Origin of the sequence: Methanoculleus sp. (assembly GCF_020696975.1) — an archaeon.
Taxonomy (GTDB): Archaea; Halobacteriota; Methanomicrobia; order Methanomicrobiales; family Methanoculleaceae; genus Methanoculleus.
On the sequence record NZ_JAJGBK010000020.1, the window covers coordinates 60,693 to 85,138 of the forward strand.

The window sequence follows — 24,446 nt, forward strand, 5'->3', positions numbered from 1 at the left end:
CCTCCGGGATAGCATGGATAACAACTTTTTCGATGAGGAGAAGGGGGTAATCCTCGGTCTTGGTGAATACCGGGTAGGAACGTGCCCGATGGGAACGATCGGGCTTGGCTCCTGCATCGCGCTCATTCTGCACGACCGGTGTAGATCCCTTGCCGGGTTCGCCCACATTATGCTCCCGGAGAGCCGCGGAAAGATCGACCGGCCCGGCAAGTTTGCGGACACCGCCACAAGCACCCTCCTTGAGGAGATGGAGAGGCTCGGGAGCACGAGATTCTCGATTAGCGCAAGTGTTGTCGGCGGTGCGAGCATGTTCGAATATTCAGCAAATTCACTGAATATCGGCGAGAGAAACGCCGCAGCCGTCAAAGACCTGCTTCACAAACTGGGTATCCGGATTGAGCACGAAGAGACCGGCGGAAAGGTTGGACGGTCCGTATACTACTGGCCGGAGGGAAAGGGCCGCCTCTTCATTAAGAGAGCTGACGGGACATGCACCGAAATCTGATCCTCTTTATTGTTGCGGCCTTCCTCCTCATTCCTGCCTCGTCGGCTCTCTATGTCGAGGAGCCCGATTTTTATACGGGTATTGCATCGGCCGGAGTAAAAGACATAACGAACGGCCTGTATGGGGATGTCATCTTTGCAACCGACTACGGCATCTCCATCTACACGGCAAACGGCACCTGGTATTCTGTCAATCCAAGGCACCCGGGAGAGACGGCCTACGGCGAGTTCGTTCACCTCGACGCTATGGTGACCGCGATCGCCCTCGATGCAGGGGGTTACCTCTGGATCGGGTATCCGAACGGGCTGCAGGTCGGAGACGAGACAGGATACCGGATCATCTCCGATCAGGCTTTTCTTAAGAACCGCAACATCAACTGCATAACACGGTGGGGGGACGAGATGTGGATCGCCACCGGGCGGGCAGGCCTCCATCGCTACCACGACGGCAACTGGACGTGGTACAAGCCGTTCGGGCCCGAAGGCCTTGAGTGCCATACCGTCGTGAGCATGGCGGTCGATGCCGCGAGCGATGCTCTCGTCATCGGATCCGAGAAGGAAGGCATCCAGGTAATCAAGAACCGGTCTGGGGAGATCTGTTTTGAGCAGGTTGCCTACCACGGTGAACCGGTTCGGGGAATCTCTGATGTGCGGATAAACCCGTTCGGGGGCGTATACCTCTTCAACCATACGACGGTTCTTGGGTATACACCTGATGGAGAAGTCGTCCCGGTCCTCGGTGCCGGGAACCTGAGTGCGTTCCCGGTCACGATCAACGATCTCGCGGCAACGCCCGGGGGGATGCTCCTCGTCGCATCCACAAACGGGATATACGGATGGAACGGCTCGAGTGTCACCCTGCATGTTACGTCGGGAGATGGGATTCGCTCGAACGCCGTCAAGAAACTCTTCGTCGATGCCAGCGGAAGATGCTGGTTTGTTGTCCCCAGAAACGTGGGCTACATCCCGCTGATAGCGGGCTCACCCTCCCTTGATCTCTCCGCCGTTTCGACGCAGACGCCGGAAGTGCTGGAGACCACCCTGCCCCGGACCCCGGCGCCGGAGGTGACACCCGGAGAGTCTCAGGAGGTGCTTGAGAATGCGTGGGCGTCTCTTGTGGGATGGTTCGGATCGGTGGTCGGCCGGGTGAGCGGGGAATGAGACCCGGATCGGGAAATGGCTTCGATCATCCCTGACGTGGATCCCCACGGTCCACGGTATTGGGCTTTTGCCTCGCTTCTAAGGTGTAACTGTTTGTAAATGGCAGGTGTAATACACCTGCACCCCTTTACGACTTCGAGATCTCCGCGTAGTAATAGTCCCCGGCGGCGATCTGCTCCCTGTCCAGGAACGATCCCGGTTTGTTGATCCGCGGCCTCCCGCTCTTGTCCCGGCGGAAGGTGATCCCGAGCTCGTGAAGGAACCGGTTCATGCCCGGCGCCATATCGAACGGCCCTGCAGCCTTGCCGTGGATGCCCGGCTCGCCCTCGAAGACCAGGATCCGGTCGCTGATCATATCGATGACGTAGATGTCGTGGTCGATCACGAGGGTGCTCGCGTCGCGCCCTTCGGCGTGCTTCCGGATCATGCGTGAGATCTTCACCCGCTGCTCCACATCGAGGTGGGCGCTCGGTTCGTCCAGGATATAGAGGTCGGCGTCGCGGGAGAGGCAGATCGCGATCGCCACGCGTTGGAGTTCCCCGCCGGAGAGCGTGTTCACCGGCGCCTGCAGGAGTTGCGAAAGGGAGAGGGGCTCTAAGATCTCGTGCTGGTAGTACGATGTGTCGAACTTCGTCGTCGTCTGCCGGAGGACTTCCTCGACGGTCGCCTCTGTGTCGCCTTTGATATACTGCGGCTTATACGAGATCCGCACCCGGGTATCCATCGCCCCAGTATCGGGCTCGAGCACCCCGGCAAGGAGCTGGGCGAACGTGCTCTTCCCGATACCGTTCGCCCCGAGGACCCCGAGGACCTCGCCGCTCCGGATCTCCCCGCCGTCGACGGTGAGCGAGAACTGTTCAAAGCGTTTCGCCATCGCCGGGAACTCAAGCAGCACCTCCCGGTCCGCGTCGGCGGCGTGGGCCCGGGTCTCGAACGTCACCGCATACGTCCTGAACCTGACGTTCTCCTCCGGGAGGAAGCCTTCCAGGTACTGGTTAATCCCCACCCGGACGCCCTTCGGGTGAGTGATGACACCGAAGACCGCCGGTTCACCGTAGGCGATATGCACGGTGTCGGCAAGCATGTCGAGGATGGCGAGGTCGTGCTCGACGATCACGACCGGCCGCTCCAGGGCGAGTTCCCGGATCAGGTTCGCCGCGGCCATCCGCTGGTAGACATCGAGATACGGCGTGATCTCGTCAAGGAAGTAGAAGTCGGCGTCGCGGGCGAGGCAGGCGGTGATCGCCACCCGCTGGAGTTCGCCGCCGGAGAGGGTTCCGATCGGCCGGTCGATGACCGCCGCAAGTGAGAGCCGGTCGATGTAATAGTCGAGTTTCCCGCGCTCATCGGTGGTCGCGAGGAGGTCGCGCACCGACCCGGTGAAGACCTTCGGGATCTGGTCGATGTACTGCGGTTTTACGGCGACTTTGACGTTCTTCTGCGAGAGCACCTGGAGGTAGTCGAAGAGTTCGGTCCCCTGGTAGAGGTCGAGGACATCCTTCCAGGAGACCTCGGCGTCGGTCCTTCCCAGGTTCGGGACGAGCGTGCCCGAGAGGATCTTCACCGACGTGCTCTTGCCGATACCGTTCGGACCCAGAATCCCGGTGACCTTCCCCTCGACGGGGATCGGGAGACCGTAGAGGACGAAGCCGTTTCTGCCGTAGCGGTGGGTCGGCTGGTCGAGCTGTTCGGGGAGGTTGACGATATCGAGGGCCTCGAACGGGCACTTCTTGACGCAGATGCCGCATCCGACACAGAGTTCCTCGGATATGACTGCTTTCTGGTCTTCACCGATGATGACGGTCTCGTCACCGGTTCGGACACGCGGACAGTAAAGGATGCACTCGGTGCCGCACTTGACAGGGTGGCACCGATCACGGTGTACAACAGCAATACGCATGAGAGATCACAGAACGGTGGTGGTTAAGAGGATCGTCCAGGTCATGAACCAGAGCGCGAACGTCATGAAACTCTGGTAGAACCAGTCCTTGCCGGTCAGTTCCATGTAGTCGACCCGGATAAGCATGAAGATGTGTTTCTGGAAGACGACGCCTGCCATCAGGAGAAGGATGCCGATGATAGCGTTTTGCTGGAGCCCGGTTGCCGGGTCAGGGGTGCCGGAGAGATAGAACGAGAGCCCTCCGGTCAGAATGCCCATGAGACAGGCTACAAGCGTCCGTTTTATCCGATCTCTGTGCTCGACCTGTTTCTCGGCACGTGTCCGGGGCCGTGTCTTTTCAACCTCTGCTGCTACCGCATTCTCGCTCATCGTGACACCAGTGTTACGCCATTCCGGGAAGGGAGGTCTCCTTGGGACGGCGACCCGAGAGAATAACAGGCTCCCGGCCGCCCCCCCGGATCGACGGAATTACTACATTATAGGGTGTTCTCCGGTTATAAAGGTAGGTACCTCCGACCCTGCGGAACCGGAGGCCCGGCAGATCGGGATGATTCGTGACGAATTTCATGTGGGGATACGGCAGAGGAGGCGGAGGCAGGAGGTTGTCGGGAAGTTGGGGTTTCAGGGTCAGTCGCGCTTGTATATCGCGTATAAGGTGCTCCGACTTCTTCTCACTCTCGAACTCCCGGATCAAAAACCCGATAAACCCGGGCCTCACTCGATCTTATACCGCAGGATTGCTGCGGCTCCGCCGAGGGCCGAAAGACGCTCTCCCGGCTCGAACTCGGTGCTCATCACGACGACCGATGCGTTGACGCGCTCGGCCTCCCTGACGACGCGCGTAGCCTCTTCGTCACGGAGCAGGGTGTCGGAGACCAGGACCGTCTCCGCCGCACCGTAGGCAACCGCTTTACGGACCTCGTCGATGCCGTAGGCGACGGGACCGTCGGTCGCGATCCGGTGCAGGACCTCGTCCATCAGCCTGACCTCCCGGGCAAGGTGAAGATCGCCGAGCAGTCGCTCCAGAATCCCCTGCCCGATCACCTCCTGGACGGCGCCGCGCCCGATGCGTCGTGTCTCGGCAACGACCATCCGCTCAGCAAGGTCGGGTACACGGGATTTTGCGTAGGTCACGAACTCGTCCTTCACGAACCCCGGACCCGCGACGACAATGGGGCCGGTGACCGCGGCGATCGCCTCGAGCGTCTTCTCGAAGAGCGCGGACCGGGTGCCGGCGTCCGCACCCTTGCTGCTTCCGGCCGTGACGGTGGTCACCCACTCCGGGCCGAACTGGCGCAGACGGTAGACCTGCGTCTCCCCTTCCTCGACGCTCACGACGTGGACCACGCCGTATGCGGAGGCATCGACGGCCCGCCGGACCCTCTCGCAGTCGACGTTCCGCCACTGCTTGATGACCGAGATCTCGAATCCGGGCTCGACGTTGAGGGTGTGGTGCGCGGTGACGTCCACACCGCTCTCGATGACGCCAGCGATGCGGAGGCGATTCGTGTGCTGGTGAAACTCCACCTTCTCGACCCGGATCCCGAGCCGGACCGGTCTCTTTTCCGCCTTTTCAGGCCGGAGTTTATCGGTTGCCGCCTCAACGCTCCGAAAAGTCGTCGCAAAGACGAGATCCCCCGGCCCGACCAGGTGGGAGAGGTGCCAGAGGTCGTCGAGTGTCTCTGCAAAGAGGCGTATCTCGCCGAACTGCTTCCGGAGTTCCTTGACTTCAGCCTTCATGATTCCACGATGTCGGAGCCGCCCGGCGGGACGAATGCTGCGACCGCCTCGGTATTCAGGGCGGTCTTGAGGCCTTTCCACTCGTCCTCCGAGAGTCTCTCCCTGAGTGCCCGGACAACCTTCTTTGCTGTATCGTTCGGCTCGAACTGCCCGGGACGGAGTTCCACCCATACCTTCGCACGTCCGGTGACGGCCCCGGGCGGGCCGCCGATGACGGCGACTTCGGGCGCTATCGCAAGACCGATCGCCACTCCGAGCGGGACGTTTCGGAAGTACTGCCGTTCTCCCCTGACGATGAAGGCTCCGCGGGCCACGTACTCGCCGGACTCGGCCGTCTTGCTCACCTGGTCGGGGCGGGCGGCGTAGACGTCCGCCGTGAAGTGCCCGGCCTTCCAGGCGTTGGAGTAGGATGCGGCGAACTGCACGGCCTCGTCCAGGTGTTCGGTCGTGCCCTTCACGATGACGACACTCCCGCCGTGGACGTCGGCGTGGACGAAGAGGTCTCCGCCTTCCATATACTTCTTGACGAGCTCCTCGTTCTGGGAGGCGTCCCGGCCCCCGATGACGAGGATGCCATCGGAGGTCGTGAACCAGCGGAACCGGTGGTACCACCGCTTCTTCTGGAGGGCGAGATTCCGTTTCGTCCGGGGCTTCTCGGGGACCATCCGCTCCATCGCCGCGAGTGCGCCTGTCTTCTTCTTCTTGAACTTCTTTATCTGGTCGTAGTAGCGGCCGATGTTCTGCTCGATCGTCTCATGGACGTAGACCTTCACCCGCTCGCCCGATAGATCGAGGTCCACCGCCGCCTCCGCGGGGTGGACCGCCCGGACCATCTTTGCCGTCGGGTTATCGCCGTTCGACTTGAGGACCCGTTCGATCTCCTGCCAGGATCGGGTCTTGCTCGCCTCATCAAGCGTCGTTATGATCCCGGTGACTGCAGTGTAGTTCTCGTAGAGCACTTCCACGATACGCCCATACCGCTCAATCTTCTTCTCAAAGCCTTTGATCGCCTCTGCCTGGCGCCGGCGGATCACCTCCGCCTGGGAGAGGCGCGGTGTCTCGGCCGCAGCCCCCTCCTTCTCGGTCGCCACCTTCGGGTAGAACGCATCCAACGCCTCACTGAACGTCGCAAACCGCTCGCGGACCTCCTCGCCGGCCAGCACCACCGGCCAGCACCCGGACGACGTTATCACCGGCTCCCGGCGCCCGGCGACATCGGCCATCAGCCGTTCGAGCGCTTCGCGGACGGCTTCTGCGTCCACCTCCGCGGCCGCGGCACTCTTCTCGACGCCCGCGATCCTGCAGACCTCCTCGGCATACGCACCGCCGAGCATGCACCCGACGGCAAGCGTCCGGACGATGTCGCGGTCGGACCCGGCGAGCATCTTCTGGAACTCAACAGGAGGAAGTGCCGAGCAGTCGGAGCCCTCGAAGGCGTAGACTGCCCCCGGGACCACCTCCCTGGTCTTGAACCGGTGGTGCCAGAGGGGTTTGATGATCGTATACCCTTCGTCGCAGAGGACCGCGTTCCCCTCATCGAAGAGTTCGAATATCAGGTGGTAGGTTGTATCCCGTTTCCCGACATCGATGCTTATCGTGCGCTCAAGCCCGAGCTGGCGGATGCCGAGCACCTTCCCGCCATCGAGGTGCTTTCGGAGCAGCATCGCAAAACTCGGTGGGTTCTTTGGGGGTGTCGGGAACTCCGCGGTGAAGTGAGCACGCCGTCCTGTCTCGACGAGCAGCTGATACTTTGCCCGGTCTTCACCGTTCAGCCTGATCCCGAGGGTCTTTGCGTCGAACTGGTAGATCTTGCCGACCCAGAGCGGAAGGCGATCGGCAGCCTCCGCTACCAGCGCCCGAAGATCGACCCCGCTCATTCCCTGTAATGTTGCCATTGGTTCCAGAATACATTCGGTCCGGTACCTAAAGAAGGGTACGGGCAGGTGATGCAGGTTCTTGATCCGGTGGGGAGCGGGCGGAGGAGCGAGGGTTGGGATAGTGAGTCTGGGCCCGCCGCACCCGGTAACTTGCAGAGTGCACTCTGAACTTATCAAGACGTTTCAAGTGCATCCTTCATTACCAGTGCTTATGTTCACAGACTGCTTGCACCCCGGAGACCAATGGCATGTTTGGTTGTGACCGGTAGGAGTGAACTTAGTGCTAGATATTCAAGCATCGAAAGCCCGAACTGTAATAGACGGTGCATTCAAAGCGTGGGAAAAACCCGATGCACTGGACCGTGGGAGTATCGCCCTAAGGGGGGTGGGGACAGGGGAGGGGGGGTGCTCCCCCCTCCTCGTCAGCCCCTCCCCTGCGTGGCGATATCCACCGGGAATCTGTGTTCGGGGATGTGCAACCGCAGGAGCGTAAAAGTCCGGCCAGGGCTACCCCACGCCCCACAGCATCTCAAAGATGCACACTAACGTAGAATAGTCTTCAAAAAAAGCAAAACCCTAAGAGCAGAGGAGAATTACTCCTCGGACTCTTTCGTCTCTTCCGTCTCAGCGGGCTCTTCGGCCTCAACGACCTCAGGCGCCGCCTCTGGCTTGGCCGGGCGCGAGATCGTCTCCTTCATGACGACGTCGTTGATATCGGGGTAGTATTCAAATATCTCGCGGACGAGGGTGCCCCGCCAGACCATCCAGCGCCGGTCGTATGTAATCGCGGGGGGAAGCGCCAGTTCGACCACGCCGTCGGTGATGCTGATGCCGATGTCGGTCCGGCCCGAGTAGAGCTTAATGAGACCCTTGATCTGTTCCACCGGGTCCTCGACCTTCTCGATGATCGCGTAGGAGTAGTTCAGGGTCTTTCCGGCAAGCGGGTGGTTGAAGTCGACGACCGCACGCCTTCCGATGACGTCAACAACAACGCCCTCGCGCCCTTCAACCTCGATCCGCGTCCCGCGCTTCGGCTTCTCGCGGAACTGCGCGACCGGGACGGACCGGACGTTCTCGTCATCGTGTGCCCCGAACGCTTTCTCGGGCGGGACGTCAACCTCTCCCTCAGCGCCGACGTCCTTTCCAATCAGCTCGTCCTCAAGGCCGACGATGATGTGGTGGCTCCCCAGGCGGACGGTGACCGGACCGTACTCCGCCCGCGGGTTGTAGAGCCCCTCTTCCTTTGCCTTCTCCTCATCTGTTGTATCGAAGATATTCTCATCGAAGCGGCCGGTATACCTGAGCCTGATAAAATCTCCTTCCTGAAGTGCCATTCCATTCACCTTGGATAGCAGATTGCGTTGCGGTCCCCGGCACGCTTCCCGTGCCGGCCCGCCGCATGCCTGCGTCTCGTTGTTCTAGTTTATTTGGATGGAATGGTATTTATAGTGTTTACCGGGCCGCCCCGGGGGACACATGGCTGCCTTGTATGGGGCGGCCTTTCGCCGCTGTTGTCTCACAGGCACGGCTGCCAATCTCCGGGCATGTCCGGCGCACCCCTGAGACCCCCGCCCAAACGTTGAAGTATGCCCCGGATGGAGGGTAGGCGGGCAGGATCATGGACGAGGTGCAGCAGCAGGCTGAGGGTGTCTCGTATGCACCCTCCCCTCCAGAAGAGTTCTGCGGCAGACAGGAAGAGCGTGAGCGGCTCACGGTCCTCCTCTCGCAGGCAGGGGAACGCGGACAGGTCGTGATGATCTCCGGCCCGCCCGGCATCGGGAAGAGTTCACTCTTGAGCTGGCTCGCATACGAGGTGCAGGAACGCCCCGGCGGTCTCCGGTCTCCTGCTCTCAAAGGAGAGGTCTTTGACCTCCCGGGGATGATCTTTTCTGCATTTCGGGACCTGTTGAAAGACCTGCGGAGGCATACTGCGTCCACGAGGTTCGGAGAGACCCTCGGTGTCGAGAGGATCAAGGAAGCGGTCCGGTACGCCGATGATGTGCTCGAGAAGTATGTCGCCCCGGTCGAGCCGGTCGGCCTCCTCTCAAAGTCCGGAGAGGAGATCATCGGCATATTCGCTCGTTCGCCTGAGGTCGGGTATGACCGGGTGTGCCAGGCATTCCTCGAACTGCTCCAGGAACTCGGGAGACTGATGAGCGGGACCGGTCGTATCGGGACGATTCTGCTGGACGACGTCCATCTTGCCTCAAGCCTTGATCGCCGCCTCCTCCTGGACATCATGCGCGACCTCCCGCCAGGCATCATCCTTGCCTTCACCTGCCGGGCAGAGGATGGGGCCTGCCCCGGATACCCGGCGATGCAGGAGGAACTCCGGGATCTCGGTTTTTCCGAGGTGCGCCTCTCCGGCATGCGGGGGGATGAGATCCGTGAGATGGCAGAGAGGCGGTTCGATCTCTTTGTCAGCGAAGCAGCCGCCGATCTCCTCGAAGGTACCTCGGGCGACCCATTCAGCCTCATGGCCTGCTTCAACGCTCTGAGCCGACGGGGCCTCGACCCCTCTCCCGAGAACATCGCAACCATCCTCGCCGGTGCAAAGAGTCCGGCAGAGATCGCCTTTGCCGGGCTCACCGGGTCCGGGAGGACGTGGGCAAAAGAACTCTCTATCCTGAGCCCCCCGTTCCCGGTCCCGGTCGTGGCCTGTATGCTCGGTCTCCAGGGAACGAGCGCTACTGACCGGCTGCGGGAGAGCAGCGTATTCCGGAGGCTTCCGGGCGGGGAGTACGCCTTCGCCCATCCTCTCCTGCAGGAGCACTGCAGGCGCGAACTCCCTGCCGACGCACGAGCGGCGCTCAATGCCCGCGCGGCAGACTGCTTTGAGCGGTCCATGCACCGCCTCCCCGGCAGGCTGCACACACTTCTCTCGCTTGCCTGCCACTTCTTCCACGCGCGGGAGTACGGGAAAGCAGCGGACCTGAACCTGGAGCTCGGGCTCCGGTTCTACCATCGTGAGGATTACGATACTGCGCTGGTGCTCACGGAACGGGCGATCACCGCTGCCGGGCATCTTGCGGACGACACCCTCCTTGCCGCCGCAGAGCAGCAGAGAGACCTGGTCCGGCAGAAGGTCTCCGGGCCGGGACGGGCCGGCCGGTGAGGATTTATCACGCTTCCGGAGAGACGGTTTGACTCGACTGATATGCTCGAAGTAGAAGCAAAGTTTGCGGTTCCGGGTCTTGAGGAGATCAGGGGCCGGCTTGACCGGCGGGGAGTGCGGATGGCCAGCAGGCAGCAGGAGCGCGACGTCTACTACAACGCTCCTCACCGTGATTTCGGAGAGACCGATGAAGCATTAAGGGTCAGGTATGACGACACCGGGTTTACCGTGACATATAAAGGGCCCAAGGTCCGCGTCGGGAGCGCGAAGGCCCGTGAGGAGTTCAACCTCGTAGTGGCCTCGGGGAAGACCCTTGAGGAGATCCTCTCCCGTCTCGGTTTCCGCCGGGCTGCCACGGTATCTAAAGTGCGGGAGTTCTACGAGATGGGGGACGTGACGGTGACACTCGACGACGTCGACGGCCTTGGGAAGTTCATCGAGATCGAGATCCTGACTGAAGAGGAAACAAGCGACGCTGCCGACCGGATCGGAATGATTGCAAAAGAATTGGGTGTAGACGGTCCACCGATCTACACCTCGTATCTGGAGATGCTGTTATCTAAACAGCAATAAGGTCGATATGGATATCTTTTGGCTCCGTCCCAAAGTGGATGAGAGCGCCATACCCTTCTGAGGCGGGCCCGGGGTTAACGACGGTGACCCCGTCGACCTCGGTGATGCCCCGTGCCTCGTGGATATGGGCACAGCAGACCAGGTCGAACCGGGTCATGTGCTTCCGAATGCTCTGGCTCCCGACGTGATTCTCGCCGACAGCGTCCAGCGCTTCGTACGGCGGGGCATGGCTGATCAGGACGTTGTGAACGTTCTTGTCCATGTGGTTGACAATCCGGGTGAGTTTACCATCAATCTCGTCTTCCATCATCTCAAACGGTGTGTCGAAGGGCGTCTTATTCGAGCCCCCGAGACCTGCGAGCGTAATCTTGCCGAGTGCGATCCACGAGTCATGCAGACAGACCGCATCAGAACGCTCGAGCACGTCGATGATCTCGCGGGGATCACAGTTGCCGGGGATTGCGAAACACGGTACTTCAAAGTTGGAGAGCACCGAATCTACAGGCTCAAGTGGACCGAAATTGGTGATGTCGCCTGCAATGATGACTGCATCGTAGTCGTAGCTGAGAAAAGCGTCAAGCTTTCCGTAGTTACCGTGCAGATCTGCTAAGAGTAGCACATCCGTCATGCACTATAGATGAGAAGTGCGTCTAAAAAACCTTATCTCATGATCCATCCATGAGCCGGTTATTCTGCCGCCGAGCGCCAGTTTGCCAAGAACTTTTTCCGTTTCCGGGAGAAGCCGGCGGGGCCGGGCGTTTGAGAGCGGGGTCCCGGGCAGCGGCATGAAATAGTGGATGTGCGCCTTCCCGTGCCGGGTCACCTGCCGCACGAGGTCGAGCGTTGCGCGCTGATCGTCGTCGCTCTCAAACGGCAGCCCCAGGATGAAGTCGACAATCGGCACGAGCCCGCTCTCCCGGCAGAGATCGACGGCACGGATGACGTCCTCAACAGTATGCCCCCGGTGCAGCCGGCGAAGCACCTCATCACTCCCCGACTGGGCCCCGAAGTGCAGACGGGTGTTGGCGCAGTAGTCGAGGATGAGCTCGATGGACTGTTGCGAGACGCATTCAGGGCGCACCTCGCCGGGAAACGTCCCAAAGTAGATCTGGCCGTTGAGGCTCTGGAGGAGACGTTCTACCCGATCAAGCCGCAGATGAACCCCGTCCGAGCCGTAGGCAAAGGCGTTCGGGGTGACGAACCTGATATCACGGTAGCGTGAGGCATACCGGGCAATCTCGTCGACGGAGCGGTGGCGCATGCACCTCCCGAAGAGACGGGGCGTCTGGCAGTAGCCGCAGGAGAACGGGCATCCCCGGGTGATCTCGATGAACCCCTTGATATGCGAGAAGGGCGGGTGACCGTCAAGAAGAACGGTATGGCGGGCGGGGGTATACCCGGCGGCGGTTGCGACACCCGGGGGCGGGTCCCTCCCCTCCTCGATCGCGGCAAGGAGGGCAGGGAGCGTGTACTCGCCCTCTCCGACGACGACATAATCGGCATACCGCGCCACCTCCTCGTAGCATGCGGAGGGGTGAGGGCCCCCCGCGATCGTTATGCAGTCCGCTTCCGCGATCTCGTCACGATACAGGCGCTCATTGATGGAGTTTATGCTGTAGATGGTGACATCGTGAAGCGGTCTGTCAGTGACCTCAAGGTGATAGCCGTAGCCCTCGCACGCCGCGGAGAGGGCAGCGAGGGAGTTGTTTGCCTGGGATATGGCTCGCCAGTTAACGTTCATAGGTGCGAAAGGTTCTTGCCTGCCGTCCCGTCCGGGAATCGGGGCCGGCAGAAGCAGTTTCGGTGTTGATTCTCCCGCGGAGCCGGGGAACGATTGGCTCTGCAGGGCATTCTATATACCGTCTCTGTAAAGAACAAGATTAATCTGACGATGCCGACGAAGTATTAGGAGACACATGAAGATCACCGATTTCATGCGGATCTTTTCGAGTGAACGTCGAATTGAGGTTCTTGATGCACTCATGCGGCAGGAGACCAAGGATGAGATTAAGAAGCATATACCATCCTCAACCTACGCTTTCACAGTCAATTACCTCAAGAAAGTGGGTTTTGTAAGAGAGGCTGACGGTGACGTTTCGCTGACCGATAGGGGACATGCCAACCTCGTCATATTTGAGAGATTCAAAGAGAGCATCAATACTCTCAGGCTGCTCTACAAAGCCTTTCCAGACCATTCTATTGCTTTTCCTGACGAGTTTGCTCTCCGTCTCTGTGAGATCTGCGATGCCGAGGTTATCGTCTCGGAGCCGTCCGACATCTTAAAGCCACACCGGGTATTTACCGACTACCTGAAGAATACCCGGGAGATTTACGGTGTCTCGCCAATCCTCTTCCCTGATTATCCTGAGTTCTTCCAGGGTCTGGCAGAGAGCGTCGATACGATCTCACTTGTGGTCACGCAGGATGTCTTCGATATTGTCTCGACCTACCCGCTCGGGAACTACGATAACCTTGAGATATACCTCGCTCCAAAATCCCCCGGGATCGCCGCCACTGTTACGGATACGTTCCTCTCGATCGGGTTCTTCTACAAATCGGGAAGTTACGATTTCACGCGCGACCTCATCGCAGTGTCTCCTGAGGCGATAAAATTTGGAAAGGATCTTATCCACTACTACAGGACACAATCCCGCAGGATTGTATAGCCTGTATAGAGAATCCATTCCCCATCGACGAGCGCGTTCCGAAACATCTCGAACCGGTTGCAGTAGGCGATGATGTAGAAGGTGCTGTGAACCGAACTGATGAGCAGAACGTCGATACCGGCAATAAAACCTGAGAAATACGCGCCGATAACTGCCAGGTGGGCGACCAGGCTGAGGCCGAGCAGCAGGGCGGTGACCTGAGTCCGGGAGAGGACTGTCGGGATGGTCAGGATACCTGCCACTTTATCTTTATCAACATCGCGAACGTCGTAGATGACGGTGTTGACAAAGCTTTTGCAGAAGAAGAAGAGGCAGACCAGCATGACCGGCATACTGATGGTGCCGAGGAATATCAGGATGCCGAGCGACCAGGTGAGAGCGACGATACAGTTCTTTATCCCCCTGCTGCCTTTCAGCCGGTACCCGCCGATTCCTTTTGTATAGAGGTATGCGACGAGGAACGGCACAAGAAGGGCGGGGTTCGGGTAGAGGGCGAATGCACCGATTGTGGCGATGACTGCTGTCACCAGGAGCGCTTTTTTGAACCGACTTCCACGCTTCTCATCCTCCTTATTCTCCACACCACGATCGAACGCATAGGCCGCGTATGCAATGAGCGCCGCGGCGGCAAATTCAGTGAGCGGTACATGGTCACCGAGGAATCCATACGCAAACTGCAGTTTGAGGGCTCCTGAAAGCGTAACCACAAGTATCGAGATGATTAGGCCTTGTGCTTGCATATTGTATACAACCCACAAGGGGAAAATATTACATTCTGATGGAAATTGTACAGTACTATTGTACAGATTCAATCCTGCTGTAATTTCTCAAAATACCTGTATTCTTTCGGCGAAACCGTAAGAAAGCAATTTATATTGGTTATTTTAATGTATATCACGGGGAAACAGATGCATCAGTCCGGGACGGCGAGTATGAATTGCAACGGGATCGGACAGCAGAAACCGAAACGAGAGCAGGTAGCCGAGATGCTGCTTTACCGTGACAGTTGCTGTTCTCAGAACGGTGTCCGCGCTACGGTATCCGCCCGGGATCTCCTGGCGTTGCTGGTTGGCTGCCAGGGGGATGGAATCGTGGTGATTAGCCCGGATCAGACTGTGGCCTGGATGAACAAGGCCATGGAAGATCTCTTCGGGGTGAGCGAATACGAAACCATCGGCATGAATGCCGTGGAGTTCATCTCTCTCTGCATCTCCCCAAATCTCGTGAACGGTGAGGATTTAAAAGCCGAATTCATCAGTTCCTGTTTTTTTTGTGAAAATATCCCGACAAGGCAGTACTGCATATCCCGTACTCCGGCTGAAAGGGTCTGGGTGGAGTACTCAAGCACCGTGATCCCCACCGGGGTGAGCCGGGGCGCGCGCCTGGACATCTATCACACCGCCGTGGACTCCAGCCGGCTGGAGGCGAGCTGTCAGGAGTACCGACAACGGTATGAACTTCTGACGGCTCTCTCTTCGGATCTCGTCGTATCCCTCGATCTCGACCTTACGATAACATCGGTGAGCCCCTCGGTGAAGCACCTCCTCGGGCACAACCCTGACAATCTGGCAGGCAAACACCTCTCTTCCATAATGACCCGGGATTCTGTTGCTGAACTCCAGAAAGCCTGTTTCCTGGATCGCGTCTCCAGAGGATCGGCGGGGCGCTCCGATCCGGCCGGGGGAGCGCGCATAGTGGAGGCGAACCTCACCGACGTGCGGGGCCGGCAGGTAGCCGTGACCTTCGGATTTTCGTTGGTCAGGGACTGTGGAGGCAATTTCACCGGGATTATCGCGGTTGCAAAGCAGAAAGCCGACGATAACCACAGCGATGACTCCGTATGGCGGGAAGTCTCCTCACAGATCGATCAAAACATCGAGCAGCTCGCATGCCTTGGCGACCGCATCAGAAACCCGCTCGCTGTCATCGTCGGTCTTGCAGACCTGGAGGGTGATGAGGCCGCCCGAAAGATCGCCGGGCAGGCCCGGGTTATTGACGGGATCATTACAGAGCTGGATAGAGGGTACGTAGCGTCGCTGAGTGCCAGGCAGTTTCTGAGGAAGCACTATCACCTGGGAGACGGTACCGACCTGCAGGACGGCACCTCTCACCCCCCATGAGGGTCGTTTGCACCGGTCGTCCTAACGGTCCGCAAGAATATCACGATGGGCTGAGCGGGGACTTATCGGCTGCAATCCTGCTGTCAGTGCACTCGCAGCCAGAGATGCAGGTTGCGATAACCGGCATCGAGGAGGTTGCTCTCCGGGCTCTCTTCCGGCGGCGTCTCCTTGTGGAGAAGGAACTCGATCCTGTTTGCATCCGGATCCATGATCCGGAAGGAGTAGGGCTGCTCCACGGTCTGGTTGTGCGGCACCGTGACGGAGAACCGGTCAAGAAGCGTCGCTGAGATGACTGTCGACTGATTTGCTGCGCTGTCATACCTGCTCTCTACGGCAAACGTCTCCACAGTGTAGGTGATATCCCGGTACTCGTGGTTCCCGATCCCGATGATGACCGTCTGGGGTACTCCGGCCATGAACTCGGTCGGGTAATCGGCTGCCTTCCCTTTGGGGCCGAGAATATAGAACTCGGTGAATTTCTCTCCTTCCTTTGGGCTCACGACAATGAGTATCGTCGTCGCGGCGGCCACAAGGAGGGCGGCAGCAAGGACGATGCTCAAGACCCGCTCGGCAGGGGATGGAGAGGTGCTGGAAGAATTGCCTTTTGTCGAGGAGAAATGTGTTTGGCCCGGGGCTATGAGATGGACCTCTTCAGCACGCTTATTCTTTTGAGACTGCACGGTAAGGCCGATGGCGCGATTGAATGCCGCGAGCATGAGGGGAATGGGAGCGGGCCGGACACCGCCGGGCGCATAACTGAGCATGAGGCCGGAAAGCGGCGTGATGGCTATCAAGACTCCGTACGCAAGCAGGATGGCGCGAGGGTCGGGGGGATGGACGAGATGGCCCATAGCGGCTTTTACCAGCATTCTGTTACCCCATAAAAAGGCATGCTATAAATAGGTTCCCGGTGCAGAAACCCCTGCTACGTTTTCACCACGGGAACGGACGAGGCGCCCGGAAACAGGGTTTACTTTCAGCGCTTCAATGCTGACTGCAGTCTGAAGAAAAAATCAGCAGGTTTTAATTAAAGTGCGACCAATGCCCCATAAGATGCCCCGGGAAGACAGGGACGATCAGGCTTTCACCGGTCTCGAAGCAGCCATTGTCTTCATCGCCTTCGTTGTTGTTGCATCGGTCTTCGCGTACGTCGTGCTTGGAGCGGGCATGTTTGCGTCGCAAAAGAGCCAGGAGGTGATGCATGCTGGCCTTGAGAAAGCCGGATCCGCCCTTCGTCCAGGATACGCGGTCATCGCAAAGCTGGACAACGATCAGGGCCTCGTTGTGTCTGTAGAGTTCGATCTTGAGGTCACGACCGATCTCGCCGCAATTGATATGAGGAGCATGACCTACACCGTCGCCACAAAAGAGGCCCTTGTCACGCTTCCTCCGGGTGACGACCGCATAACTGATATAGAATGGCGTTACCCCAAAGATGGTGGAAACCTCCTGGAAGCCGGCGAAGTCGTCAAGGTGAAACTGGATTTAAAAGGGATGGGCATTGGGCGGGGGGATACGTTTACGATCGGTATGAACGCCGCGGAAGGGGCGGCCGCCTCACTGACCAGGACCATTCCCGCAGGCATTGAGAAGAATGTCTACATCGAACTCTTCTGATGCTTCCGGCCTGCCGGATGCCGGGTTCACCGGGCTCGAGGCGGCAATCGTGCTGATTGCCTTTGTAGTGGTCGCTGCCGTCTTTGCCTATATCGCCCTTGCGATGGGTCTCTTCTTCTCGGAGGAAAGCCAGTCTACCGTTCACCAGGGCATCCGGCAGGCCGGCTCGGCCTGTATGGTGTCCGGTAGTATCCATGGCGTCAGCGAGGCTCCCTATAACTATATCGACTCCGTCATCATCCCGATCAAGCTCACCGTCGGCGGCGAACCGATCGATATGACCACAGTCTCCGTCCGTTTTGTTGGCCGTAACCACATGATAGAAATTGACCGGAATGATCCTCTTGTTTCTGTAAATCCCAAAAGAAATCGATGGAGCATCCAGGAACGGTTGAACGGCGACTCCGATCTGCTCCTCGAAGCCGGGGAAGAGTATGTGTTGAACATTACGCTGGAAAACAGAAAGGACTGCGCCCCATACAGATCGTTTGCCATCGAGATCAAACCGGCGGGGCGGGCGGCGCTCCGTGTGGAAAGGACTGTCCCGGGTAGTATCAGCCAGCTGACCCGTCTGGACTGAGGTTATTCGGTATCCAGGAGTTTCCGGTGCCTGACCACCCCCATGACCCCGATGGCACCCACCGCTGCAAGCAGCAGGTAATCCTCCGGCCCTGCCCCGGCCATCAGGATGCTCTCAGGGATACCGGTCACCCAGGCGTAGAGAGAGGCAATGGCGAGGATTCCAAGGAGCGGAGTGGCGGCGCGAATGAGCCCGTGGGCAGCCCCGGAGAGATCGGGGCAGAAGCCCCGGCATGCCGTGAGGGCAATACCTGCCGATGCAGCGAGGAATATCCACTCCGAGAGGGAAGAGACTTCAGCGAGAATCGCGTTGCCGAAGTAGTTAGTGAACTCATAGGGCCGATACGAGCCAAGGAGCGGGAAGTACCAGGTTACGGGCACTGTCCACATCGCATCGAGGATCTGGTGGGAGAGTGCGCCTGCCGTGACGACGATGAGCGCAAACGATCCACGCTGTCTTTTGAGGGCAATGCCTGCGATAAGCAGGAGTGCAAGGAAGAGCAGGCCATGCCCGAATATTCGCCCGTAGTTGAGCGAGTCCGCAAGAAGGATATGCCCCACCGGCTTGTCGAGCAGGTCGGGAAGGACGGCCCCGAGAGCAGAGAAGCCGATGAACCGCCGATCACCCAGGCGTTCGGCGATCACGAGGCCCAGGATGAGGCCGACAAAGAGGTGGCAGGCGATGAACATTCTTCATGAGTTCGACACTGGTTGATTATAATCCTGTGGTTGGGGGTATTCGCAACCGATATGACTTGTGAAAACCGATGCTTCTCCATCAACCGGCAGGAAAATAGTCATGGTAAGACTGGACAGACTGGAGATCCTCATCATCTTCGCCTCCTTCCTCATCGGCAGTGTTGCGGGCTGGTGGAGCCGTATCCACTGGGGAAACGATCTGATCACCGTCGTATCGACGCTTCTCGGGACCGTCTTTGGCTACTTCATCATCATAACCGCTCTCCGGGCTGCGGGTCACCCGGTCGAATAACTCGCGTGGAAGGGGCACTCCTCTCTCAGGCATTCGCGGTTGATATCGCTGAACTCACACCGCATTGCTTCCCCTAACGGGAGAGCCACGCCGAACCGCTCGGCAAGGAAGGTGACCGCCGTCCGGATCGCAAGCCACGAGTCGCGTTTGCAGCACCGGGGACCGCCGTGCCGGGCGATCGCCATCAGGCTTCGTGCGGTCATCTGGTTCGAGACCGACCACTCCTGCTTCTTCAGGGGCGTCGACCCGGTGATCAGGCTCACGAAGATACCGGTCCCGACCGCCGCTCCACAGGTGCCGTGGGTGCCGCAGAATCCTCCCATGACCACATTGGCTCTCGCACGCGCCTGCCGGAGCAGCGCCCCTTTTCGCCCCGGCTCCCCCTGATGGTTACAGTATGCGGCGATGAGGCTAGCGGGCACAAGGAAGTGGTGCTCCGGCCCATGCATCCTGATCGCCGGATGACGCATCAGGGTATGGGCGATGGCAAGCGGGTCCTCGAGCGTTGTCGTGATGCAGAACTCTTCGATGAGATCGAGCGCCTCCAGGCTGTGGCACCGGTCGCAGACAAAGTGTCCGGCTTCGCAGGCCGCCGTGGTGCTCCGGGTCTCACCACAGACGGCGCACACCATATCCCCGGGCTCCTCGCTGTACACAAGATCTCTTCCGCAGATGAGGCATCCTGCCTTATGCTCCATGCCATAGGGTGCGTCGCAGTATCCCATAAGCCTGCGGCCGGGATCAGGGGACGGCGGATTGGCCGGGATCTGGCGAGGCACGATCCGGATCAACCCCGCGACCGGCCCCCGCTCCCCGCTCCTCCAGCACCCGCCCGCCTTCGATCGCGAGGACGCGGTCGGCGAGGGACAGGAGCGAAGGGCGGTGGGTGACAAGGATGGTTGTCCGGTCCCGGACGAGAGCCTGGAGCGTCTGCCGGATCTGATCCTCGGTCTGCATATCGAGCGCCGATGTGGGTTCGTCGAGGATCAGGATGGGCGCGTCCTTCAGGAACGCCCGGGCGATGGCGACCCTCTGGCGCTGACCGACGGAGAGCTGGGTCCCGCGTTCCCCGACGATCGTCCCGTATCCCTCCGGGAACTGCAGGATGTCATCGTGAATCTGCGCTTTTTGAGCTGCTACGATGACCTCATCAAGGGTCGCCTCGGGCCTGCTGTAGCGGATGTTCTCCTCGATGGTGGTGTGAAAGAGGAAGAGGTCCTGCGAGACGAGCGATACTTGCCGCCGCAGCCACCGGGGATCGAGGATTGAGAGGTCGTGTCCGTCGAGCGTGATCGTCCCTTTCTGAGGCGAGAACGCCCGGAGGATCAGGTTGATGAGCGTCGTCTTCCCGGCACCGGTCCGCCCGACGACGGCGACCACCTCCCCGGGATGGGCGACGAAGTTCGCGTCCGAGAGGACCGGTTCCGATTCCGCGTAGCCGAACGTGACACCCGAGAACTCGATCCGTCCCTGCACCGTGGGGGGGACAATCCCGCCGGTGCCGGAGACTGTGCCCGGCTCGCCGTGCATACGGAAGAGGTCGCGCAACCGTGCGGCGGATGTCACCGCGGGCTGCATGACGACAGGGAAGGCGAAGAAGGTGTTGACGGTGGGAGCGAACGTCACGATATAGACAGCGAACGCGACAAAATCCCCGACAGTCATAGCACCGGCGATCACTTCAGTCCCGCCGAACCAGAAGACGGCAATCAGCATAAGCGACATCGTGCCGATCCTGAAGTACTCAGAGAACGCCGAGAGCATGGTGTTCCGGATCCGGGCATCGACCATGTTCCGGAGCGTCCCGGATACTTTGCGCACCTCCCGGTCCTCCGCGGCATGTGATTTCACGGTGTCGATGCCGGAGATCACCTCCTGCAGGTCCCGCGAGACGTAGGCCTGCCGCTCGCGCTCCCGGTGGGTGGCGGCACGGATCCTCCTGATGAAGACGGCGTTGACCAGCAGGTAGAGGGGAATAAAGGCGACGACGACGAGGGTCAACTTGAGGTTTAAGATGCAGAGGATGGCGAAGGTGAAGATGACATAGAGGGCGTTTGCGATGATCTGGGGGAGGTACTGGGAGATAGTATACTGCAGGATCTGGACGTCGTCGGAGAGGCGGGACATGATGTAGCCGGTCTGCTGCGACTTGAAGTACGAGAGCGGGAAACTTAAGACGTGCTCGACAAGAGCGGTCTGGAGATTGAAGGCGTAGCCTTCCCGGAACCGGGCGGTCCAGTAGTTCCGCAAGAGATCCATGCCGCCGGTGAAGAACCCGAGTACCAGGAGGGCGGCGATCAGGGTGTTGAGCGACGAGAGGATCCCTCCGGCCCCTGCAAGGAGGGTATCGGTGGCCGGGGTCTCCCCGAGCAGGATGTTGTCGATGAAGAACTTGATGCTGAGTGGGAGCACGGTCTTTGCGGCCGAGACGAGAGCAGTCGCTGCGAGGGCCAGCACGCCCACGCTCCAGATGGGCCGGGCGAACCGGAGGAAGAAGCCAAGGTCGGAGAACTGGAGGTCTCTCCTTGTCTTCACCGGCTGGCGCATGATATCCCGGGTGAAGGCGACGGTACGTCGACAGTAGTCAGTGATGCTCATGGTATACCGGTCCGGTTAAGGAGCAGCGAGTCTGAGGCCGGATTCCGGAGGGCCGCCACCCGGTCTCCCGCCACGTCTCCGTTCCAGTTCCATAACCTCCTCGCGTATAATACCTCTGCTCTGGAGGCGGGGGTAAACCGAAACGGATAATATCCGGCGAAATGAGATCGACGCATGGTATCGCGTGCCGTAGCCAGACGCTTCTACGGGGCGGTTGTGGGAGCGGCGGTGATCGGTGCAGCCTCACTCCTTGGTCTCCTGAAGGTCCTCCCCGGGTCGTTTGAAATAGTGGCGTTCCTCTTTTGCGGAGGGCTCATTGCCGGGCTTCTCACCCCGGGCTCGGTGAAGGACGGAGCCATCACCGGCGCCGTCTGCGGGGTGCTCGTGGCCCTGCTTGCAGCCTCTACGATAACCCTCATGAGCCTGGTGGAGAACAACCCGCAGTATCCCCCGTTCTGGATGACTTTCCTCTTCTACGCCCTCATCCTCACGGCGCTCCTCCTCCCCTACAGCGCCGTCGGCGGAGCGGGCGGGACGGCGGTGCGAAACGGCATCGGGAGAGGAGGCACTGCCGACGGCCACGGACGGGGCCGGTGGCTCGGGATCGGCATCGGGACGGCCGTCATCGCCGGTTCGGCTCTCGTGCTCGTCTTTATCGCCCCGTTCGTCGTGATCGTTCCGCTCGCCGGCGGATTCATCGCAGGATATTCCGCCGGGACCCGGCCGGAAGACGGCCTCGAGGCCGGGCTTGTCGCGGCGCTCTTCGGGACCGGTCTTTTCTTGCTCCCGATGCTCTGGACGGCGTCCCATGGAACGGGGTTCGCCGCCGGGCTTGCCGGGATGGTCGCCATCGCGCTGGGACTGCTCTTTCCGCTCCTCGGGACCGCCGGGGGGGTTGCCGGCGCGGTTGTGCGGCAGAGTTTCGGGAAAAGAGCAGGACAAGAACTTGAAAGGGCCTGAGGATTAAGGGGAGGCTCCTTTCACCCCCCGTAAAATATGCTCGCGATCTTGTAGAGGTCCATATCCACCGTCTTGAGGTTCGCCACCGCCTCCTCGATCGGGACCGCGACGATATCGTCCCCCCGGAGCGCGACCATCTTCCCGAAGTCTTTCTCCTTGATGAGGTTCGCGGCTGCCACCCCGAACCGGGTCGCGAGCACCCGGTCGTGCGCCGTCGGCGATCCCCCGCGCTGGACGTGCCCGAGCACCGTCACCCGCACCTCCATGTCGAGCCTTTTTTCGAGTTCGTCGCGCAGGTAGTTCCCGACGCCGCCGAGCGTCACGTGGCCGAACTCGTCCGTCCTGCCCGACCGGGTGATTGCGCCCTCCATCTCCTTCGGCTGGGCGCCCTCCGCGACCACGACGATGCTGAACTTCTTTCCCCGCTCGTAGCGCGCCCGGAGGTGGTGGGTGACCTCGTCGAGGTCGAACGGGATCTCCGGTATGAGGATCTCGTCGGCCCCGCCCGCGATCCCGGCCATGGTTGCGATCCACCCCGCGTGCCGGCCCATCACCTCCACCACCATAATCCGGTGGTGCGACTCCGCCGTTGTATGAAGCCGGTCGATCGCCTCCGTGACGGTCGCGACGGCGGTATCGAACCCGAAGGTGTAGTCGGTCGCACCGACATCGTTGTCGATGGTCTTTGGTACCCCTACGACCGGAATGCCCATCTGCGAGAGTTTGTTTGCGACACCGAGGGTATCCTCGCCGCCGATCGCAACGATCGCATCGATCCCGAACTTCCTGATGTTGTCGCGCAGCCGCTGGACGTCCGCCTCACTCTTGAAGGGGTTCGTCCGCGACGTCCCGAGGATCGTCCCGCCCTTCGGGAGGATGCCGGTTACCGAGTAATCGGTGAGCGGCTCGACGTTTCCGGCCACGAGGCCGAGCCATCCGTCCCGGATCCCGATCGTGTCGAACCCGTGCTTCGCCCCTGTCCGCACGACCGCCCGGATCACCGCGTTCAGACCCGGGCAGTCCCCTCCTCCCGTGAGGACGCCGACCGTCGTCATCCTAACACCTCCCTCCCATGCAGATCCTGTTTGCCTCCGCTACACTCGCATCGTCGAGAGTGATCGCCGAAATCGCGTTGCAGAACCGGACCGCCTCCTCGAGCGGCCGCTGGTGGATGTTCCTGCCGGTCGCGTTCCCGACCGTACCGCCGATGTGGATCTGATCGTGGAGCTGTTGCAGGAACTCCTGCATATCGGCATGCGACCCGCCCGCACAGACGACACCGGTCCTGCCCGCGGCCGCCACCGCCTCCCGGAGCAGGGCGGGATCGATCGACCCGCCCACCTTCGGCGGATTCACCTTCGCAAAGTCGCTCCCGAGGGTCGCTGCGACACCCGCTGCGCCCGCGATCAGGTGCGGGTCACGCTCGTCCTTGACCGCCTTGCCGCGGGGATACATCCAGAGAACGGTGATGAGGCCGTTTGCGTGCGCATGGTTGACGATCTGGGCCGCCTGGTAGAGCATCATCGGCTCGTACTCGCTCCCCAGGTAGACCGTGTAGCCGACGCCGAGGATCGACAGCCCCGTCTCGTCCCGGAGATCGACGGCCTGCCGGACGTGGTGAAGTTCCGAACTGAGGGGGTCACGCTGGGCGGTCCCGACCAGGTTGGTCTTTGAGTTGAGTTTGACAAGGTACGGCACGTCACGGTAGTCAGCACCGTACCGCGCTATCATCCCGAGTTGCGTCGCAAAGACCCCGATCCTCGCGCGGCTCGCTATCCGGAAGAGGTGCTCGGGGTCGGCGTCTTCGGGATGGATACCCTCGCCAAAGAAGTCGTCATTGAGATGCTCGATCTTCTGGTCCCCGGCAAAGAGCATCAGCCTCCCGGTGCCATGGGTGATCGCACTGTAGTTCTCCCGGTACCTCTCCTGCTCCTCGGCGGGCACATCGAGAGGGATCCTGATATCGGGTGCAGGTGGCATACCCCTCCTCCCCATCCCCACATACTTAAGTGTTGCTGGAGTCCCGGGAGAATGGGGCTGGATGC

Annotated in this window: 24 protein-coding genes; 10 read left to right on the top strand and 14 right to left on the bottom strand. The window is 60.4% G+C overall.

All coding sequences use genetic code 11. The annotated features are described in order from the left end of the window. Nucleotides 1–13 precede the first annotated feature (13 nt). The gene (locus tag QZ650_RS05385) at nucleotides 14–505 is read left to right on the top strand and encodes a chemotaxis protein CheD (RefSeq protein ID WP_292520676.1); all 492 of its coding nucleotides are present in this window, start codon (nucleotides 14–16) and stop codon (nucleotides 503–505) included. Beyond that, entirely contained in the window at nucleotides 490–1,665 is a 1,176-nt protein-coding gene (locus QZ650_RS05390; RefSeq protein ID WP_292520674.1) for a hypothetical protein, read from the top strand. The genes QZ650_RS05385 and QZ650_RS05390 overlap by 16 nt, the downstream gene beginning before the upstream one ends. Before the next feature lie 127 nt (nucleotides 1,666–1,792). Here QZ650_RS05390 and QZ650_RS05395 read toward each other — a convergent pair whose 3' ends face one another. The 5 genes from QZ650_RS05395 to QZ650_RS05415 form a co-directional block, all read right to left on the bottom strand. After that, nucleotides 1,793–3,565 carry a ribosome biogenesis/translation initiation ATPase RLI gene (locus tag QZ650_RS05395; RefSeq protein WP_292520672.1) on the bottom strand — a complete coding sequence of 591 codons (1,773 nt, stop codon included), beginning with the start codon at nucleotides 3,563–3,565 and terminating at the stop codon, nucleotides 1,793–1,795. A 6-nt stretch (nucleotides 3,566–3,571) separates the two neighbouring features. Beyond that, nucleotides 3,572–3,934, bottom strand: coding sequence for a hypothetical protein (locus QZ650_RS05400; protein WP_292520670.1), 363 nt, complete (start codon nucleotides 3,932–3,934; stop codon nucleotides 3,572–3,574). A gap of 345 nt (nucleotides 3,935–4,279) precedes the next feature. After that, on the bottom strand, nucleotides 4,280–5,305 hold the full coding sequence (locus tag QZ650_RS05405; protein WP_292520668.1) for an mRNA surveillance protein pelota: 1,026 nt from the start codon (nucleotides 5,303–5,305) through the stop codon (nucleotides 4,280–4,282). Beyond that, on the bottom strand, nucleotides 5,302–7,200 hold the full coding sequence (gene rqcH / locus QZ650_RS05410; RefSeq protein ID WP_292520666.1) for a ribosome rescue protein RqcH: 1,899 nt from the start codon (nucleotides 7,198–7,200) through the stop codon (nucleotides 5,302–5,304). Before rqcH ends, QZ650_RS05405 begins: the two co-directional genes overlap by 4 nt. Nucleotides 7,201–7,775: 575 nt before the next feature. Next, nucleotides 7,776–8,516: a peptidylprolyl isomerase gene (locus tag QZ650_RS05415; protein WP_292520664.1), complete on the bottom strand. Its 741-nt coding sequence runs from the start codon at nucleotides 8,514–8,516 to the stop codon at nucleotides 7,776–7,778. 284 nt (nucleotides 8,517–8,800) lie between these two features. On the opposite strand from QZ650_RS05415, the gene QZ650_RS05420 reads away from it, so the two are divergent. Together QZ650_RS05420 and cyaB are read left to right on the top strand one after the other, a co-directional pair. After that, nucleotides 8,801–10,297, top strand: a complete 1,497-nt coding sequence (locus QZ650_RS05420; protein WP_292520662.1) for an AAA family ATPase — start codon at nucleotides 8,801–8,803, stop codon at nucleotides 10,295–10,297. A 42-nt stretch (nucleotides 10,298–10,339) separates the two neighbouring features. Continuing rightward, nucleotides 10,340–10,870 (top strand): class IV adenylate cyclase, encoded by a 531-nt coding sequence (gene cyaB, locus QZ650_RS05425; RefSeq protein ID WP_292520660.1) that lies wholly within the window; start codon nucleotides 10,340–10,342, stop codon nucleotides 10,868–10,870. Here cyaB and QZ650_RS05430 read toward each other — a convergent pair. After that, nucleotides 10,857–11,498 (bottom strand): metallophosphoesterase, encoded by a 642-nt coding sequence (locus tag QZ650_RS05430; protein WP_292520658.1) that lies wholly within the window; start codon nucleotides 11,496–11,498, stop codon nucleotides 10,857–10,859. The two genes, cyaB and QZ650_RS05430, sit on opposite strands and share 14 nt — an antisense overlap. A gap of 3 nt (nucleotides 11,499–11,501) precedes the next feature. Continuing rightward, on the bottom strand, nucleotides 11,502–12,611 hold the full coding sequence (locus QZ650_RS05435; protein WP_292520656.1) for a TIGR04013 family B12-binding domain/radical SAM domain-containing protein: 1,110 nt from the start codon (nucleotides 12,609–12,611) through the stop codon (nucleotides 11,502–11,504). Nucleotides 12,612–12,786: 175 nt separating this feature from the next. Here QZ650_RS05435 and QZ650_RS05440 point away from each other — a divergent pair, with 175 nt between their 5' ends. Continuing rightward, nucleotides 12,787–13,536, top strand: coding sequence for a transcriptional regulator FilR1 domain-containing protein (locus QZ650_RS05440; RefSeq protein WP_292520654.1), 750 nt, complete (start codon nucleotides 12,787–12,789; stop codon nucleotides 13,534–13,536). On the opposite strand, the gene QZ650_RS05445 is transcribed toward QZ650_RS05440, so the two are convergent. Next, nucleotides 13,506–14,243, bottom strand: coding sequence for a UbiA family prenyltransferase (locus QZ650_RS05445; protein WP_292520652.1), 738 nt, complete (start codon nucleotides 14,241–14,243; stop codon nucleotides 13,506–13,508). The genes QZ650_RS05440 and QZ650_RS05445 overlap by 31 nt on opposite strands. Before the next feature lie 78 nt (nucleotides 14,244–14,321). Between QZ650_RS05445 and QZ650_RS05450 the strand changes: the two genes are divergently transcribed. Continuing rightward, the gene (locus QZ650_RS05450) at nucleotides 14,322–15,656 is read left to right on the top strand and encodes a PAS domain-containing protein (protein WP_292522474.1); all 1,335 of its coding nucleotides are present in this window, start codon (nucleotides 14,322–14,324) and stop codon (nucleotides 15,654–15,656) included. Nucleotides 15,657–15,739: 83 nt separating this feature from the next. Here the strand turns inward: QZ650_RS05450 and QZ650_RS05455 are convergent, their stop codons facing one another. Beyond that, nucleotides 15,740–16,525, bottom strand: a complete 786-nt coding sequence (locus QZ650_RS05455; protein WP_292520646.1) for a DUF1616 domain-containing protein — start codon at nucleotides 16,523–16,525, stop codon at nucleotides 15,740–15,742. Between the two features lie 184 nt (nucleotides 16,526–16,709). On the opposite strand from QZ650_RS05455, the gene QZ650_RS05460 reads away from it, so the two are divergent. Further along, nucleotides 16,710–17,273 (top strand): archaellin/type IV pilin N-terminal domain-containing protein, encoded by a 564-nt coding sequence (locus QZ650_RS05460; RefSeq protein ID WP_292520645.1) that lies wholly within the window; start codon nucleotides 16,710–16,712, stop codon nucleotides 17,271–17,273. Continuing rightward, nucleotides 17,251–17,853, top strand: a complete 603-nt coding sequence (locus QZ650_RS05465) for an archaellin/type IV pilin N-terminal domain-containing protein (protein WP_292520643.1) — start codon at nucleotides 17,251–17,253, stop codon at nucleotides 17,851–17,853. The genes QZ650_RS05460 and QZ650_RS05465 overlap by 23 nt, the downstream gene beginning before the upstream one ends. A gap of 2 nt (nucleotides 17,854–17,855) precedes the next feature. Here the strand turns inward: QZ650_RS05465 and QZ650_RS05470 are convergent, their stop codons facing one another. Then, nucleotides 17,856–18,542 carry a metal-dependent hydrolase gene (locus tag QZ650_RS05470; protein ID WP_292520642.1) on the bottom strand — a complete coding sequence of 229 codons (687 nt, stop codon included), beginning with the start codon at nucleotides 18,540–18,542 and terminating at the stop codon, nucleotides 17,856–17,858. 109 nt (nucleotides 18,543–18,651) lie between these two features. Between QZ650_RS05470 and QZ650_RS05475 the strand changes: the two genes are divergently transcribed. Further along, a complete protein-coding gene (locus tag QZ650_RS05475) occupies nucleotides 18,652–18,843 on the top strand; it encodes a hypothetical protein (protein WP_292520640.1) in 192 nt (63 codons plus the stop codon). Here the strand turns inward: QZ650_RS05475 and QZ650_RS05480 are convergent. Continuing rightward, on the bottom strand, nucleotides 18,828–19,541 hold the full coding sequence (locus QZ650_RS05480; protein ID WP_292520639.1) for a DUF5714 domain-containing protein: 714 nt from the start codon (nucleotides 19,539–19,541) through the stop codon (nucleotides 18,828–18,830). The two genes, QZ650_RS05475 and QZ650_RS05480, sit on opposite strands and share 16 nt — an antisense overlap. A gap of 43 nt (nucleotides 19,542–19,584) precedes the next feature. Beyond that, nucleotides 19,585–21,441, bottom strand: a complete 1,857-nt coding sequence (locus QZ650_RS05485; RefSeq protein ID WP_292520637.1) for an ABC transporter ATP-binding protein — start codon at nucleotides 21,439–21,441, stop codon at nucleotides 19,585–19,587. Between the two features lie 174 nt (nucleotides 21,442–21,615). Here QZ650_RS05485 and QZ650_RS05490 point away from each other — a divergent pair, with 174 nt between their 5' ends. Further along, nucleotides 21,616–22,401: a DUF5518 domain-containing protein gene (locus QZ650_RS05490; RefSeq protein ID WP_209727165.1), complete on the top strand. Its 786-nt coding sequence runs from the start codon at nucleotides 21,616–21,618 to the stop codon at nucleotides 22,399–22,401. A 20-nt stretch (nucleotides 22,402–22,421) separates the two neighbouring features. Here QZ650_RS05490 and QZ650_RS05495 read toward each other — a convergent pair whose 3' ends face one another. Both QZ650_RS05495 and QZ650_RS05500 read right to left on the bottom strand, forming a co-directional pair. Continuing rightward, entirely contained in the window at nucleotides 22,422–23,456 is a 1,035-nt protein-coding gene (locus QZ650_RS05495) for a 6-phosphofructokinase (protein WP_292520636.1), read from the bottom strand. A 1-nt stretch (nucleotide 23,457) separates the two neighbouring features. Continuing rightward, nucleotides 23,458–24,381, bottom strand: coding sequence for an aldolase (locus QZ650_RS05500; RefSeq protein ID WP_292520635.1), 924 nt, complete (start codon nucleotides 24,379–24,381; stop codon nucleotides 23,458–23,460). Nucleotides 24,382–24,446: the final 65 nt, after the last annotated feature.

Bases quoted from the DNA above. Each gene is read 5' to 3' on its own strand.
- QZ650_RS05390 (WP_292520674.1), top strand. From the start codon at position 490: ATGCACCGAAATCTGATCCTCTTTATTGTTGCGGCCTTCCTCCTCATT.
- QZ650_RS05460 (WP_292520645.1), top strand. From the start codon at position 16,710: ATGCCCCGGGAAGACAGGGACGATCAGGCTTTCACCGGTCTCGAAGCA.
- QZ650_RS05440 (WP_292520654.1), top strand. From the start codon at position 12,787: ATGAAGATCACCGATTTCATGCGGATCTTTTCGAGTGAACGTCGAATT.
- QZ650_RS05485 (WP_292520637.1), bottom strand. From the start codon at position 21,441: ATGAGCATCACTGACTACTGTCGACGTACCGTCGCCTTCACCCGGGAT.
- QZ650_RS05495 (WP_292520636.1), bottom strand. From the start codon at position 23,456: ATGACGACGGTCGGCGTCCTCACGGGAGGAGGGGACTGCCCGGGTCTG.
- QZ650_RS05395 (WP_292520672.1), bottom strand. From the start codon at position 3,565: ATGCGTATTGCTGTTGTACACCGTGATCGGTGCCACCCTGTCAAGTGC.
- QZ650_RS05435 (WP_292520656.1), bottom strand. From the start codon at position 12,611: ATGAACGTTAACTGGCGAGCCATATCCCAGGCAAACAACTCCCTCGCT.
- QZ650_RS05400 (WP_292520670.1), bottom strand. From the start codon at position 3,934: ATGAGCGAGAATGCGGTAGCAGCAGAGGTTGAAAAGACACGGCCCCGG.
- QZ650_RS05420 (WP_292520662.1), top strand. From the start codon at position 8,801: ATGGACGAGGTGCAGCAGCAGGCTGAGGGTGTCTCGTATGCACCCTCC.
- cyaB (WP_292520660.1), top strand. From the start codon at position 10,340: ATGCTCGAAGTAGAAGCAAAGTTTGCGGTTCCGGGTCTTGAGGAGATC.
- QZ650_RS05475 (WP_292520640.1), top strand. From the start codon at position 18,652: ATGGTAAGACTGGACAGACTGGAGATCCTCATCATCTTCGCCTCCTTC.
- QZ650_RS05500 (WP_292520635.1), bottom strand. From the start codon at position 24,381: ATGCCACCTGCACCCGATATCAGGATCCCTCTCGATGTGCCCGCCGAG.
- QZ650_RS05490 (WP_209727165.1), top strand. From the start codon at position 21,616: ATGGTATCGCGTGCCGTAGCCAGACGCTTCTACGGGGCGGTTGTGGGA.
- QZ650_RS05385 (WP_292520676.1), top strand. From the start codon at position 14: ATGGATAACAACTTTTTCGATGAGGAGAAGGGGGTAATCCTCGGTCTT.
- QZ650_RS05455 (WP_292520646.1), bottom strand. From the start codon at position 16,525: ATGCTGGTAAAAGCCGCTATGGGCCATCTCGTCCATCCCCCCGACCCT.
- QZ650_RS05470 (WP_292520642.1), bottom strand. From the start codon at position 18,542: ATGTTCATCGCCTGCCACCTCTTTGTCGGCCTCATCCTGGGCCTCGTG.
- QZ650_RS05405 (WP_292520668.1), bottom strand. From the start codon at position 5,305: ATGAAGGCTGAAGTCAAGGAACTCCGGAAGCAGTTCGGCGAGATACGC.
- QZ650_RS05415 (WP_292520664.1), bottom strand. From the start codon at position 8,516: ATGGCACTTCAGGAAGGAGATTTTATCAGGCTCAGGTATACCGGCCGC.
- QZ650_RS05465 (WP_292520643.1), top strand. From the start codon at position 17,251: ATGTCTACATCGAACTCTTCTGATGCTTCCGGCCTGCCGGATGCCGGG.
- QZ650_RS05430 (WP_292520658.1), bottom strand. From the start codon at position 11,498: ATGACGGATGTGCTACTCTTAGCAGATCTGCACGGTAACTACGGAAAG.
- QZ650_RS05480 (WP_292520639.1), bottom strand. From the start codon at position 19,541: ATGGAGCATAAGGCAGGATGCCTCATCTGCGGAAGAGATCTTGTGTAC.
- rqcH (WP_292520666.1), bottom strand. From the start codon at position 7,200: ATGGCAACATTACAGGGAATGAGCGGGGTCGATCTTCGGGCGCTGGTA.